The 14,463-nt window shown below is 41.3% G+C and carries 17 protein-coding genes; 2 read left to right on the top strand and 15 right to left on the bottom strand.

All coding sequences use genetic code 11. The features are described from left to right. Positions 1-149: 149 nt before the first annotated feature. The 3 genes from ACED29_RS16910 to ACED29_RS16900 all read right to left on the bottom strand — a co-directional run bounded on the left by ACED29_RS16910 (position 150) and on the right by ACED29_RS16900 (position 2,426). A complete protein-coding gene (locus ACED29_RS16910) occupies positions 150-527 on the bottom strand; it encodes a DUF2069 domain-containing protein (protein WP_124015915.1) in 378 nt (125 codons plus the stop codon). An 11-nt stretch (positions 528-538) separates the two neighbouring features. Next, complete coding sequence (gene arsC / locus ACED29_RS16905) at positions 539-895, bottom strand: arsenate reductase (glutaredoxin) (RefSeq protein WP_182742647.1); 357 nt, start codon at positions 893-895, stop codon at positions 539-541. 97 nt (positions 896-992) lie between these two features. Then, the gene (locus ACED29_RS16900; protein WP_371698171.1) at positions 993-2,426 is read right to left on the bottom strand and encodes a M48 family metalloprotease; all 1,434 of its coding nucleotides are present in this window, start codon (positions 2,424-2,426) and stop codon (positions 993-995) included. Positions 2,427-2,589: 163 nt separating this feature from the next. Here ACED29_RS16900 and ACED29_RS16895 point away from each other — a divergent pair, with 163 nt between their 5' ends. Further along, positions 2,590-2,811, top strand: a complete 222-nt coding sequence (locus ACED29_RS16895; protein WP_124015918.1) for a sulfurtransferase TusA family protein — start codon at positions 2,590-2,592, stop codon at positions 2,809-2,811. A gap of 25 nt (positions 2,812-2,836) precedes the next feature. Next, positions 2,837-3,919 carry an AI-2E family transporter gene (locus ACED29_RS16890; protein WP_124015919.1) on the top strand — a complete coding sequence of 361 codons (1,083 nt, stop codon included), beginning with the start codon at positions 2,837-2,839 and terminating at the stop codon, positions 3,917-3,919. 151 nt (positions 3,920-4,070) lie between these two features. Here ACED29_RS16890 and ACED29_RS16885 read toward each other — a convergent pair whose 3' ends face one another. From ACED29_RS16885 to ACED29_RS16830, 12 genes are all read right to left on the bottom strand, one after another. After that, positions 4,071-4,304: a DUF2897 family protein gene (locus ACED29_RS16885; RefSeq protein WP_182697169.1), complete on the bottom strand. Its 234-nt coding sequence runs from the start codon at positions 4,302-4,304 to the stop codon at positions 4,071-4,073. Positions 4,305-4,377: 73 nt separating this feature from the next. Next, entirely contained in the window at positions 4,378-5,115 is a 738-nt protein-coding gene (gene kdsB / locus ACED29_RS16880; RefSeq protein ID WP_124015921.1) for an 8-amino-3,8-dideoxy-manno-octulosonate cytidylyltransferase KdsB, read from the bottom strand. A gap of 87 nt (positions 5,116-5,202) precedes the next feature. Beyond that, entirely contained in the window at positions 5,203-6,273 is a 1,071-nt protein-coding gene (kdnB, locus tag ACED29_RS16875) for a 3-deoxy-alpha-D-manno-octulosonate 8-oxidase KdnB (protein ID WP_371698157.1), read from the bottom strand. 71 nt (positions 6,274-6,344) lie between these two features. Then, positions 6,345-7,529 carry an 8-amino-3,8-dideoxy-alpha-D-manno-octulosonate transaminase KdnA gene (gene kdnA / locus ACED29_RS16870; RefSeq protein ID WP_124015923.1) on the bottom strand — a complete coding sequence of 395 codons (1,185 nt, stop codon included), beginning with the start codon at positions 7,527-7,529 and terminating at the stop codon, positions 6,345-6,347. 169 nt (positions 7,530-7,698) lie between these two features. Next, positions 7,699-8,325: a carbonate dehydratase gene (gene can / locus ACED29_RS16865; protein ID WP_124015924.1), complete on the bottom strand. Its 627-nt coding sequence runs from the start codon at positions 8,323-8,325 to the stop codon at positions 7,699-7,701. 110 nt (positions 8,326-8,435) lie between these two features. Further along, positions 8,436-9,284, bottom strand: coding sequence for an alpha/beta fold hydrolase (locus tag ACED29_RS16860; protein ID WP_182722790.1), 849 nt, complete (start codon positions 9,282-9,284; stop codon positions 8,436-8,438). A gap of 34 nt (positions 9,285-9,318) precedes the next feature. Further along, positions 9,319-10,029: a M15 family metallopeptidase gene (locus tag ACED29_RS16855; protein ID WP_371698156.1), complete on the bottom strand. Its 711-nt coding sequence runs from the start codon at positions 10,027-10,029 to the stop codon at positions 9,319-9,321. Then, positions 10,020-11,153: a succinyl-diaminopimelate desuccinylase gene (gene dapE / locus ACED29_RS16850; protein WP_124015926.1), complete on the bottom strand. Its 1,134-nt coding sequence runs from the start codon at positions 11,151-11,153 to the stop codon at positions 10,020-10,022. The genes ACED29_RS16855 and dapE overlap by 10 nt, the downstream gene beginning before the upstream one ends. Beyond that, on the bottom strand, positions 11,153-11,494 hold the full coding sequence (locus tag ACED29_RS16845; RefSeq protein ID WP_182697174.1) for an ArsC family reductase: 342 nt from the start codon (positions 11,492-11,494) through the stop codon (positions 11,153-11,155). The genes dapE and ACED29_RS16845 overlap by 1 nt, the downstream gene beginning before the upstream one ends. Before the next feature lie 262 nt (positions 11,495-11,756). Beyond that, positions 11,757-12,266, bottom strand: a complete 510-nt coding sequence (gene crr / locus ACED29_RS16840) for a PTS glucose transporter subunit IIA (protein WP_124015928.1) — start codon at positions 12,264-12,266, stop codon at positions 11,757-11,759. Positions 12,267-12,347: 81 nt separating this feature from the next. After that, on the bottom strand, positions 12,348-14,069 hold the full coding sequence (ptsP, locus tag ACED29_RS16835; RefSeq protein WP_371698155.1) for a phosphoenolpyruvate--protein phosphotransferase: 1,722 nt from the start codon (positions 14,067-14,069) through the stop codon (positions 12,348-12,350). A gap of 13 nt (positions 14,070-14,082) precedes the next feature. Beyond that, complete coding sequence (locus tag ACED29_RS16830; RefSeq protein ID WP_124015930.1) at positions 14,083-14,340, bottom strand: HPr family phosphocarrier protein; 258 nt, start codon at positions 14,338-14,340, stop codon at positions 14,083-14,085. Positions 14,341-14,463: the final 123 nt, after the last annotated feature.

Here is a 14,463-nt window from a genome sequence, read left to right as displayed (position 1 = left end):
TAAACAACTCCATGATTATTTTGTTGTTATTAAAAAACACACTATGCAACATCTTGTTAACGAATAAATGTCGCATGCTGTCTTGTTTAAATGCAATCAACAAAAAAGCGCCCGAAAGCGCTTAGATAAACAACAAAAATAAAGGTGGTTTATTGTTGCTCAGACTTTTTCTTTAGCCCTAATCCTAGCTCTCTACCTCGCTTGCGGGCATAAAATGGAAAAGTGATTAATAGAATGCCAATCAGTACTGATTCAATCACCGCAAACACAAACGCATCGGTAGTGATGTAAGCCAGGGTTAAGCCATGCAATAAATACACACACAGAATAAAGCTGGCCCATGCATAAGTATAAGGATTACCAGTTAAAATACCTTTTAGCGGAAATAATAAAGGTACAATCCATATTAAGCTGAACCCTAGCGAATAGGTGCCATTGATGCCTTGTTGAATAAACCAACCGCTAAGCAGTAGGAGTAACGCAAGGTAACCGATTCGGCTTAGTTGAAACAAGGTTTGGGAAGTCATTATGGTACTCGTTACAGAATAGACAAAACATTTTCAGGAGGACGGCCAATAGCAGCTTTGTTGTTGGCTAGCACAATTGGGCGTTCAATTAACTTAGGTGTTGCTACCATAGCAGCAATAAGGTGCGCTTCTGATAAGGATGCATCTGCTAAGTATTGGCTTTTATATTCATCTTCTTTGGTTCGCATTAGCTGGCGCGCCGTTAAACCCAGAAGCTGTAATATGGTCTGTATTTCCGTGGCGGATGGCGGCGTCTTTAAATATTCAACGACTGTGATATCGGCGTTATTAGCCTGCAGTAATGCTAAGGTTTCACGGCTTTTTGAGCAGCGCGGGTTATGGTAAATAATTGTTTTTGCGGTTGTCATGTTTAGAGTCCGTCATTAAAAAATGGCAAACAATAAATTCATTTATTGTTTGCCATCATTCTATCAAAGAATGGCTTGAAAGGTTAAGTTATTGCGGCTACTTTAACGCCTCCATTTCCCTATCAGCTTGTCTAAATTGTCTTATTCTTGCTTCAATTCTTGCCAGTTGTAAGGTTTTACCATCTGAATAGCGATAAGCATAGTTGAGTTGGTCAATCGCTCCCTTGTAGTTAGCTGATAAGGCCATAAATTCAGCATTACTGTAATACTCGAGGGCTTTGTTATCTAACTTGCGGTACGCATCAGCCATAATTTGATAAGGCAGCATATTCTGCTTATCGAAAAATATCAGTTCCTCTAAAAGCGGAATGGCTTTTTGGGGCTGATCAGCCTGCACATAAATATTGGCTAAGTTAGTATTGATCACCTGTGAAGTTGGTTTTATTTTCCGCTGCGCTTCTAATAATGCGATGGCATTTGAATAGTCTTTTTTCTGATCTAATAAATCTGTTTTTGTATCGATATAAAACAAATTATTGTCATCTTGTTTAAGCAAGTCATCAATGATGGCCTCAGCTTGATCAAATTTCTGTAAACGGAAAAGTGCTAGTGCTTTGCCGTAGAGAGCCGCTTCTTTAAAAGTATATTCATTCTTTTTGAGTTGTTGTTCAAATAAAGATAATGCCGCATCGTCACTTAAACTTGAAAAACGCACTTGGATACGCGCTTTGGCTAATTGAAAGTTAAGGCTGTTAGGTACATATCGTTTAGCGTATTGAGCCGCACGGTTACGGGCTTCTGTAATTCGAGACTCTGGTAATGGATGCGTCAGTAACATTTGTGGTGGGGTGGTGGTAAAACGATAACGAATAGCCAGCTGACCGAAAAATGTGGCGGCAGCATTGGGATCAAACCCTGCATCAACAAGAGTTTGCATGCCAATACGGTCGGCCTCTTGCTCATTTGAGCGGGTATAGTTAATTTTTGCTTGTGTTGACAGTGCTTGGGTTGTCGCTAGTGCAGCCATACCTGCTTGAGGGGCTGCTATGGTTAATAAAATAGCGCCTAACATACCCACAATCGTAGCCGTAGAACTTTTCTCTTGTGCTTCAAGTGAGCGCGCAAGATGACGTTGAGTTACGTGAGTAATTTCGTGTGCAAGTACTGATGCCAATTCACTTTCGTTGTCAGCATTTAAAAATAAGCCAGTATGAACGCCAACATGACCACCGAAAAATGCAAATGCGTTAATTTCATCATTGCGCAGTAAAAAGAAATAAAACGGTGTTTTGACTCCTGTAGCATTAGCAACCAGCTTATTGCCCAGTTCTGATAAATACTGACTTAGCACCGGATCACTTAATACGGGGGCAGAAGAACGAATAACCCGCATGTATGCGTCACCGTAAACGGTTTCTTTTTCTAAACTAAAGGTATTAACTGCAGCCGTACCCAGATCTGGAAGATCATTATTTGCAAAACTGTGGCCAATACTGGCGGCAAATAGTACGCTAATTGCGCTCGCGGCCAGTGTTTTTGAAAAGGTCGATAATGATAATTTGCTCAAGCGAAACCTTTAATGATGATTGAATTGAAAATTTAAGCTTAACCAACAAGTTTGCTTAAGTTACATTGCTTGTGGTTTATTGTTCAAGCTAGGATAATAGCCCTAGATTGTTTAAAGCAAGTTGATAATGATTTTAATTGATTTAACACCTTATGTTTGTCCCTATCCTTTGGTAAAAGTAAAACTTTTACTGAGGCACATGGATGTAGATGAAAAATTACATGTACTGTTATCAGACCCCGGTTCACGCCGAGATGTTCCCTTGTTGATAAAAAAAATGGGTTTTGATATTGAAATCATTGCTGATCAACCGCACTGTTTATCATTTATCATCACCAAAACAAATTGAAATTGTATATATATAAGGTTCTTCAATGCTGGAATTTTTAACTGATTGGTGCAAAACCCGTTTTAGTGACCCGCAAGCCATCACCTTAGTGTTTATTATTGTGGGAATTGGTTTGGCATTATACTTTGGTTCTGGTCTGCTTGCGCCATTGCTCGTTGCTTTGGTACTAGCCTTTTTACTTGAATGGCCAGTAGCACAAATGTCGCGATTGGGTATAAGCAGAACGATGGCGGCGTCAATCGTCTTGGTGGTGTTTTTAGGCTTAATGATTATTTTGATGTTTGGTTTAGTGCCCAGTATATGGCGCCAAGGGGTGTCATTGGTAACTGATTTACCTTCTATGATCGATAAGGGTATGTTGCTGGTTAGAGAATTTAGTGCCGATTACCCTCAATTTATCAGTGCTCCGCAGCTTGATTCAATGATGGAAGAAATCAAAAAGATGCTCGATACGCAGCATATTATTGATTTAGGTAAACAAATTCTTGGTTATTCAGCGTCATTACTGGTGTTAATGGTGTACGCCATTTTAGTACCATTGTTGGTATTTTTCTTTTTGAAAGATAAAGATTATTTGATAAATGGTAGTAAACGATTTTTTCCCACTAACCGCGGTTTAGCGCGAAAAGTGTGGTTTGAAATGGATCAGCAAATTTTTAACTATATTCGTGGCAAAGTAATTGAAATTGTTATTGTTGGCGTAGCCAGTTATATTTTCTTTGCGATTATGGGGCTAAGTTATTCTGCGTTACTTGGCGTGTTGACCGGATTATCTGTGTTGATCCCTTATGTCGGGGCAACATTGGTGACCTTACCGATTGCGTTAGTGGCATTTTTCCAATGGGGCTTTAGTGCTGAATTTGGTTATTTAATGTTAGGTTATGGCATTATTCAGGCGTTGGACGGTAATGTTTTGGTACCGTTATTGTTCTCTGATGCCGTTGATTTACATCCGGTAATGATCATTGCGGCTGTATTAGTCTTCGGTGGCTTATGGGGGGTATGGGGCGTGTTCTTCGCAATACCGCTGGCATCATTAGTTAAAGCGGTCATCAATGCCTGGCCCAATAACCAACAGCAACAACGAGTCTCGTTCGACAGTGAATAATCCCTGAAGATCCTCAATTTAGTGAGAAAAAAAGCTAACCCGTTATGGTGTTAGCTTTTTTTATGGACTAAGTACGCTGTGCTGATGAACGATGAAAATAGCAGTATGCGGTGCAGGAAAACCGCGCTTAGATGACGTTATTGTATTCGCACTATAGGGGCTTATCTTTACTGTCTATATCGTCTTCGCTAGAAGGTTGTTGATTAAGTTTATCAGTTGCTTGTTGTGAGCTGTCTTTAGGTGCAGTTTTATCGGCGCTGTCTTTTTGTGCTCCAAACTGAGGCATCTTAAATTTGGCTGAATATTTTAATACTGCAATATTACTCGCGATAATCCCGATGACTAAAATAATAATTAGCCATACTTCATAACCTTCTAAACTCATGGAAAACTCCTGTTTAACCTTAGTATTTATCGCCTTATTGCTTTAGTACTCAGACTAGATTAACACATGTTAGTTAGTCGACAGCTAAGCGCAATTCGCATTTGCGAATATCTTCAGGGGTATCAACTTCTGGTGAGTCAAATGCGCTGATAGCAATTTTAATTTTATGGCCGTATTCAAGAGCGCGAAGCTGCTCTAATTTTTCCAGATCTTCAAGTCTACCTAAAGGTAACTTAGCAAAGGCATTCACAAAACGTTTTGTGTAAGCATAAACACCTAAGTGTTTATAGACAGGGTAGTCGTTGGTATCACGGCCAAAAGGAATCCGAGCCCGTGAGAAATACAATGCATTATAGTCATTATCAAAGACCATTTTAACGTGCATTGGGTCATCTAGTTCTCTTTTATCGACAATTTCAAATCCTAACGTCGCCATTTCAAACTCACCAGGATGACGTTCAAATAGGCTAATGATTTGCTCAATTGAGATAGGATCAATCAGTGGCTGATCACCTTGTAAATTAATCACTAAATCGTCATCGCTAAGACCCAGTTGCTCAATAGCATCATTAATACGATCGGTCCCAGAAGCTGCTTCAGGGCTAGTCATAACAACTTTACCGCCAAAAGATTCTACCGCGTGTTTAATGCGGTCATCATCAGTGGCAACATAAATATTATCGACTCCTTTGGCTAAAGAAGCACGTTCGTAAACATGTTGGATCATGGGTTTACCATTAATCGGGGCCAGCGGCTTGCCCGGGAAACGGCTTGAACCATAACGTGCCGGGATTAATAGAGTAACGTTCATTAATATGACCTATTTGTGTAGTGATTATGGTGTAGACAATAAATAAAAGGGCTCATAAGAGCCCTTTATGATTGAATCTATCGTGTATTATATACGACGGAACAACTTAGTCAGCATTTCGTCGGTAACTTTTTCTTCCCAGCCTTTACCATACACGTTGTCCCAAAGTGGGCCCATGCTCTTGGTCACAGCAACCATCTTAGCGATAGTCTCATCCGGTAAGTCTTTACAGATGTTTTTAGGTAAAGTGATGTTATGAATTTTCATCATTTTACGGAATTCAGTTACGCCTTCTGGGTAGAATTCTTCTAACACATTAAAAGCTAAACAGTTACCAATGCCGTGATGATAGCCCAGCACATAACCTAAGCCGTAAGACACCGCATGACATGCCCCCACTTGACTATAAGCAATGCTCATACCGCCCATATAAGATGCCATCATTAGCTTGTCATCTTTTTCTGCGTGGTCGTCTAAGAACACCTGACGGCATAAATCCATCGATTTTTCAGCGAATGCTTTAGCGAACTCATTTAAATAAGTCCCCTGTAATGATTCAACACAATGGATAAAGCAATCCATACCAGTATAGAACCATTGATCAGTCGGCACTCCGACAATAAGTTCAGAGTCCATAATGATTTGATCAAATACAGTGTAGTCAGAGTTTAGTCCGAGTTTACGCACCGGACCGCACAATACTGCTGTACGAGATGCTTCAGCACCCGTACCAGAGACGGTTGGAATACCAATATGGTGTACAGCAGGATTTTTAATTAAATCCCAACCTTGGTATTCTGAAGAACTGCCTGGGTTAGTTAGCATTAACGATACCGCTTTAGCTAAATCCATGGTTGAACCGCCACCTAAACCGACTACGCTTACAGGCAATGTCGTGTTAAAGGCTTTAACTTGAGCCGTTAATCCATCAACTTGTTCGGTGGTGGGCTCATCATCTACGTTGACATAAATCAGTAAGTCGTGTGCTTTAGTTGGTACGCGGTCAGCCAGTGGCTTACCTTGGTGAACATCATCAACTAAAAAGACCACAAAATCGTTAGCTTCTTTGCGTTCTTGACCTAGTACAACATCAAGTTGCACGAATGAGCCACGGCCGAAAATCATTTTTGGTACGCATTTAAAATTTTTAAAACTCATTACAACAGTCTCCATTGAGATAAGTACTGTAAAAAGTGCTCTGAGCCATTACAGGCTCAGAGGTGTTTAGACTAGGCAAAAGCACGTTTGATGTTTTCAATACGCTCAGCAATTTGCTCATCTGTCCAAGATAACTTGATCAGCATAGAAATTGTGCGGCTCATGATAGCGTCAGACTTAGGTGTCAGCACCTTAGTATAATCTGGGCGATCAGCAATTAGCATGATCGGTAACGCCGCCGGTGCTTTGAGTTCTTGGATGTGCTTCCAGTTTTTAAGGTAATGCCAGTTGTTAACATACCAGTAAAAACAGCCATCAACTTTGTTGGCAGCCAGCTTTTGGTTAATTTCTTGGGTACGCGCTTCTGTTGGCATCATAAATGTTAAGAAGCCAGCAGAATCGCCTTCAGGATCAGGAATTTCACGGAAAGTGATTTCGGCAATAGAAGCCATAGCATCTTTGATGGTTTTTTTGTTTTTACGCTGAATGGCAATGATTTTATCAAGCTTACGTAATTGCGCTAAACCCATGGCTGCATTCATTTCAGAAATACGGAAATTCAACCCCATAATAGGATGTGATTCTGCACCACGATCACTGCCGACGTGGTCATGACCATGGTCAGAAAACATGTGCGAATGGTTATAAATATCGCTGTTGTTAGTGACAATTGCGCCACCTTCACCACAGGTGATGGTTTTGACTGAGTCAAAAGAGTAACAACCCACATCACCAATTGTACCTAATGCTTGACCTTTATAACTGCCGCCGATAGCTTGACATGCGTCTTCTAAAATCACTAAGTTGTGCTTCTTACACACGGCTTTGATTTCGTCCATTTTCGCCATAGAGCCGCACATATGAACAAGGTTTATTGCCTTGGTTCGTGGTGTGATAACGGCTTCAATGCCCTCTGGAGATAAACATAATGTTTCGTCAATTTCAGCAAAAATAGGCACAGCACCGGCCATAAACACGGCTTCAACAGAGGCGACAAAGGTAAATGGAGGCACAATAACTTCATCACCAGCACCAACGCCTGCTGCTGCCATTGCAGTTTGTAATGCAGCAGTACCACTTGATACTAAATGAGCGTGTTTTACGTTCATCTTTTCGCAAAGTAGTTGCTCCATGTCGCGGGTTTTCCAGCGATCATTGCGCATATGGTCGAAGTTATAACGGAAGGTAAAACCGTTCTCCATTACATCAGCAACTTCCTGCTTTTCCTCAGGACCAAATAATTCAAAACCAGGCATGGAAATCATCTCCTAAAAATTCTGCGCATAGTAGCGCTAAATAAACGGCTTGATTATAACGTTCTTCAGTAGTGGTTCGCGACTTTTATTGCATATTTTTAATAACAATAAACAAAGGCCTGCTAAATAACAGGCCAATTAAAACAGCAGATGAAGATAGATTAAACAGTTATGCTAGATTTTGCCCATTAACACGGCCATTTGTACGGTCAATGGTCACGTCTAAATCAGTAAGCAATCCGTTATCAATCCCATAAATCCAACCGTGTATTGCGACTTCTTGACCACGATCCCAGGCTTCTTGAACGATATTAGTCGATACCACATTTGACACTTGTTCGATGACATTAAGCTCACACAGACGATCAAAACGTTGTTGCTCAGTCATTGATTCAAGGTCGTCTTGATGAATACGGTATATGTCGCGTAAATGACCAAGCCAATTGTCAATTAAACCTAATCGTTCTTTATTCATTGCAGCCCTAACACCACCGCAGCCGTAATGACCAACAACCATTATGTGCTTTACTTTCAGCACATCAACAGCATATTGCAATACAGATAAGCAATTTAAATCAGTGTGAATAACCATGTTAGCAATGTTACGGTGAACAAATACTTCACCGGGCAGGAGGTCGATAATTTGGTTTGATGGCACACGGCTATCTGAGCATCCAATCCACAAGTACTCTGGGTTTTGCTGCTTTGCCAGTTGAGCAAAAAAGGTAGGATCTTCTCTACTGATCCGTTCTGCCCAACGGCGATTATTATCAAATAATGGTTTAAGAAGTTTCATTGATGCTCGAATTAGGTCGTTTTTAAACCTGTAAGTCATTACAGGCTATATGTCATTTTGTTACGAGTATATCAGCAATGCCTATCGATCTGGTCTATCCATTGATGTGATTAATTAAAATTAACTTTACTCAAAAAATCAATAAGATGCTGATTGAAAATGGCTGGCTTTTCGATGTTAGCAAAATGACCCGCTTGTTCAATGTGCAATAATTGACTGCCATCGATAGAATCATGCATTAAATAACTTTCCAATGCGGTACGCAAATAGCCACTTAAGCCAACTGCGATTAATGTGGGTAAAGTCAGTAACTCAACATATTCTAAGGTATCGCGTTTAAAGATAGCCATGTTGGCCATGTTAAGTAATACCGCAAGTTGTGCGCTTGAATAAGTGGTTAGTTGTGTATTGAATTGCGCCACTACAGTACTAAGGTTAGCATCTTGTTGACTCAATTGCTGGATCTCTTTACTGAAAAATAACCCGCTAATAGTTTGTGCAAGTTCAGCTGAGATCGTTTGTTCATTGGCAATTTTTGCCATGAGTCCTTGGTATTTGATGCAGTTAACTTGTGGCTCGAATCCGACAAAACTGTTCAACATCACTAACCCATGGATACGTGCAGGTGCTTGTAAAATAACTTCTGCAGCAATCGCGCCGCCACTACCATGACCTATGATAGCTGCCGATCCAATATCAAGCATATCCATTAAAGTTAATACCTGCTGGGCCACATCTTGTAGATTTTGGGTATTGTCAGGGACTGTGGTTGTTTGACCATGGCCCCAAAAGTCGATGGCGATACAACGATATTGTGACGATAATTTATCAATTTGTCCTTGCCACATGGCACTGGAGGCGAGTAAACCATGGCAAAAAATAACCACAGGCCCATGGCCTTGATCCACGTAATACAGAGGTTGATTATCAATCATTTTATGGGGCATTAAAGTGGACATAACAGACTCTTATAAAGGGCTGTGCGCGCAGACATTACGTCGGAGAAGGCGCAACAAAGAAAACATAATGATCAACTAACTCAGTTAGTCGTTCAAGTAGCGGTAATTTTAATGATATTTGTGCAGCAGACAATACTTTTGCTAATTCCAGCGCGCTAAATTCAACTAATAATTCATTTGCCACAGGATAATAACTCATGTGCCAAGGTTCAGGACTGACACCGCTTAAATTGGCTTGATATGGAAAGTAAAATCCAAATTCGGCTGCGTGTAACTTGAGCCAGCGATGTAGCGGGGCGCAAGGGCCGTCGTTTGTGTATTCTGCGGTGACTAATTGTAATGATTGTTGGCTAATACCATTGGCATCATATACATCGAGGTCTGTGCCCCAGTGGTGTCTTGACGCCCCTGGTAATGCAGACCATATCAAAATAGTATCAATCAGTTGTTGTGGTGAAAGACTATTGAATACCACAGGGGTTGAGGTGTTATCTAGCAACGGCCGTTGACCATTGGCTTTAGCATTCCAAATGTTCAATTGACGATCAAACGGCCGATATGCCGAGCATATCTGGACATCAAATCCAGCTATTGATGCCGCGACCTGCAGCTGTTTAAATGCAGTTGCAGTTCGCTGCTCTAGTAAATACTGCCCAATAGAGACCAAATGATGATCGCCTAAACCGTATAGCTTAGCGTGTTCGCTAGGGATATCGATTAAAGGCGATTGGGGCTTTATTTGCACAAGAGTTTTTCCAAAATACGCTCATAGCAATTGGCTAATATCTCTAAGTCAGCCACGTTGACACACTCGTTAACTTTATGAATAGTGGCGTTTACTGGGCCTAGCTCCAGCACTTGGGCGCCAGTTGGTGCAATAAAGCGTCCATCTGAAGTACCACCAGAGGTTTGTGGATCGGTTTCATAACCAGTCACTTCTCGAATGGCTTCGCGTGTGGCGTCAAGCAGTGGGCCATCTCCGGTTAGAAACGGTAGTCCATTAAAAATCCAATTGATATCATAATCTAAGCCATGGGCATCAAGAATACTCACCACTCGTTGGATCAGCTCTTCTGCTGTGACTTCTGTGGAGTAACGGAAGTTAAACATGACTTGTAAATCGCCTGGGATCACATTTGACGCACCCGTACCCCCATTAATGTTAGCAATCTGAAAACTGGTTGGGGGGAAAAATTCATTACCACTGTCCCAATGCATTTGCGCCAGTTCTGTTAGTGCAGGAACCGCCTTATGAATTGGGTTGTCTGCAAGGTGAGGGTAAGCGACATGACCTTGAATACCATTAACGGTCAAATTACCGGTTAAGCTTCCACGGCGGCCATTTTTAACCACATCACCTAACTTATGGGTAGAAGAGGGTTCGCCAACTAACGCCCAAGTCATTTTTTCATTACGAGCTTCAAGGGTATCAATCACGCGGGTGGTACCATTGATAAACGGACCTTCTTCGTCACTGGTAATTAAATACGCGATAGAACCATGATGGTCGGGATGCTTAGCAATAAAGCGTTCAGTTGCGACAATCATTGCCGCTAACGAGCCTTTCATGTCTGCCGCGCCGCGACCATGTAAATAGTTATCTATGATGGTCGGCTCAAACGGAGGAGTATGCCAGCGGTTCAGGTCGCCAGTGGGGACGACATCGGTATGGCCGGCAAAGCAAAATACAGGATCGCTGTTTCCTCGTCTTGCCCACATGTTAGTGGTGTCTTCAAAGACCATAGGTTCAATATTAAAACCAATGGCAGCAAGACGCTTGGCCATCAGGGTTTGGCAACCTTCATCCAGTGGTGTTACCGAGGGACGTGAAATCAGATCTTTTGCTAATTCAACTACATCGTTATTCATTATGCAAACCACGCTTGGTATTCTGCGACGTTAAAGCCAATCAGTATTTTATCATCATTAACTAACACAGGGCGCTTTACCAACGTTGGATATTGCACCATTAAGGCGATGGCTTTGTCTTGGCAAATATCCGTTTTTTCAGCGTCAGTTAACCCACGAAAACTGGTGCTGCGCTTATTAAATAGCGTTTCCCAACCGGCAATATTAGCCCACTGTGCAACGGTTGTTTCACTCAGGCCATCTTCACGAAAATCGTGAAACGTGTAATCAATCTTTTCGGCTTCAAGCCATTTGCGCGCCTTACGAACTGTATCGCAATTTTTTATGCCATATAAAGTCAAAAGAATACTCCATTAATGTCTATTGGGTTGTGACGTTAAGCTTTAGCTCTCAAAATGAGCTTTGAAGACAGCCTAGTGCAAACTGGATATTAGCAACATTGTGGCATTGTGGGGCGGCTTGAACAAGCCGAAGAAGCTGTTTTGAAAAGATTTCATAATATGCAACCTACGATCGCTTAAGGTGAAGGTTGCATATTATTGTGGCGCGATAATTTACGGCAACTATTGAACAGGTTGTTAAATAAAACGAGCCAATTTGATGTTACATTTGTACGGTAAAAATAATATCTTTACCAGCAACTACACTACCTTGGGCTTTATCGAGTTGTTTAACATCTTCCATATTAGCCAGTACCACTGGGGTCAGCAGGCTGTCGACCTTGCCACGTAAATAGGCTAAATCAAAAGATAAGATTGCTTCACCGGCTTTAACTTGCTGGCCTTCTTCGGCTAAACGCTTAAAACCATTGCCCCTGAGCTCAACGGTGCCAACACCAAAATGGACAAACAATTCAAGCCCTTGTGGTGATTCAATACTAAACGCATGATTAGTCTCAAAAATTTTCCCAATAGTGCCATCAATTGGGGCAACAATAAATTCGCCCTTAGGGTCGATAGCAATACCATCGCCGACAATTTTTTCAGCAAATACCACGTCAGGTACTTTTTCGATTGCGACAATATCACCCGATACAGGTGCATAAATGGCAATACCACCGGTTAGCGGTGGTTGGCCTGAAATAAGTCGTCGAATGCGGCTTAAAAATCCCATAAGAACTAGCCCCTTTTATTAATATTTTTATGCGGTTAATTGTAAACGGCTATACTCACTTTACCAACATTATTTGTGTGATTAAACGCAATCTTGTGCAAAAGCGTTAATGGCTTTACGAATATCAGTAATGCGAGTTAACTGTGTGATGTGTTGTGCATGGTGAACAAAATGACTGTAATTACCCTCGATTAATGCCACTTTCACGTCTAATAAATTGGCCGGATTGATACTCAATTCATCAAGACCGAGTCCGACTAATAAAGGTAAGACTTGTGGGTCGCTGCCAAGTTCACCACATAAAGATACCTTAACCTGAGCCTGTTTACAGTGACTTACTGTCATAGAAATCAGCTGGATCACAGCTGGCGATAATGGAGGGTATTGTTTGGCTAAATTCGGATTGGTGCGATCGGCCGCTAAGGTATATTGAGTTAAATCATTTGTACCAATACTGACAAAATCAAGCATTGGCAACATGCTGGGTAAATTAAATACAGCAGCAGGAGTTTCAACCACAATACCATAGCTCAGTGTTCCGAAGCCTTTTTCTTGCTGATTTAATTCTTGTTTAGCACGTTCAATTAATAAGAACGCGGCGTCAAGTTCTTCTACTTGACTGACCATGGGGAACATTAATCGAACTTGGCCATGATTTGCAGCCCTCAGTATCGCTTTTATTTGAGTTATGAAGGTTGCTGGGTGCGCCAAACTATAGCGAATACCCCGAATGCCAAGGGCAGGGTTATCTTCATTGGTTTGCGGCAAGCAAGGAATTTCTTTATCGGCGCCAATATCAAAGGTTCGAATAGTCAGTACTTCACCTTGTAAGCTGTGAAGGGCATCACTATAAAGCTTATATTGTTGTTGCTCATCTGGCAGTGCTTTGGCATTCATTAATAAAAATTCGGTGCGAAACAAACCAATACCTTGAGCCCCTACATCGGTGATGTGAGATATTTCGCTTAAGTTACCCACATTTGCGAGTAAAGTGACTTGATGGCCATCACGAGTTTGACTGGGTCTATCTTTGTAAATCATCAAGGCTTGGCGACGGACTACTTCTTGTTGTTGTTTTTGTTTTAATTGCTCAAAAACTTCCGTTGAAGGTGCAATATGTAACTCGCCTGACATACCATCTAAAACCAGTTGTGCTCCATCTTCAATGACATCTTTGGTTTGCGAAAATTGGTAATTAAGCAATGCAGGAATACCTGCTGCACGCGCTAAAATTGCGGTATGGCTGGTTAGCCCGCCTGATTCGAGGATCAGTCCGGTAATGTGGGTTAATGGTAATATCGCAAATTCAGCAGGGGTTAAATCATCAGCCAGTAATATGGTGTCTTCGGTGAGAGCGGATAAGTCCCACTGTAAATGTCCATGTAACGCACTGGTGAGGCGTTTGGCTAAACAAATAATATCAATGCTACGATTTGCTAAATATGGGTCGTCTAATGCTGACATTTCTGCAGCATGTTGATTAAATATACGATCAACCGCCACCGCAGCACATACTCTAAATTGGTGAATATGTTGATGCAGTTGTTGCTGCAGCTCCTCGTCTTCAAGCAGGATAATATCACTATCAATCAGTTGAAAATGATCACACTCAGGACAAAGATGATGTTGGCAGTGTTGTAAATGAGCAATAAGCTGATGAATAGCTTGCGTTAATTTTTGCTGCTGATCGTCAATTTGTTCAATAGAAAGCAGTTTAAAATCAAGTGGCGGCAGTTGATTGGTGATAGTCAGTGCTTTACCAAAAGCGATACCAGCAGAAACAACGATTCCATTGATTGACATTAAGTTGTCCTAATTAGCTAAGCGTAACGAGCAGTGAGGCAATTTTATCAACCGCAGCTTGTTCATGCTCACCAGAAGCAAATACCGTGACAGACACACCTTGGTATAGGCCTAATGTTTGTAACTTAAACAAACTTTTGGCACTGGCTTGTTTGCCATTGCACTCTACCATAACGTCACAAGCAAATGCTTTAGCTTCTTTGACTAACAAAGCCGCTGGACGTGTATGAATACCATGAGGAGCAACAATGGTGACCGTTTTTTGATACATAGATAAAATACTCAGTAACGAATGACAACTAAATACTCATTTAACTAAACCATTCAAATTGACTGACTAAAAATACGATTTAGTTTAGGTCATATTTGAGTTGAAGTGTTTAGGCATTTAATC

Origin of the sequence: Shewanella sp. 5S214 (genome assembly GCF_041439795.1) — a bacterium.
GTDB classification, from domain to species: Bacteria; Pseudomonadota; Gammaproteobacteria; order Enterobacterales; family Shewanellaceae; genus Shewanella; species Shewanella vesiculosa.
This window is presented reverse-complemented; position numbering and strand designations above follow the sequence as displayed.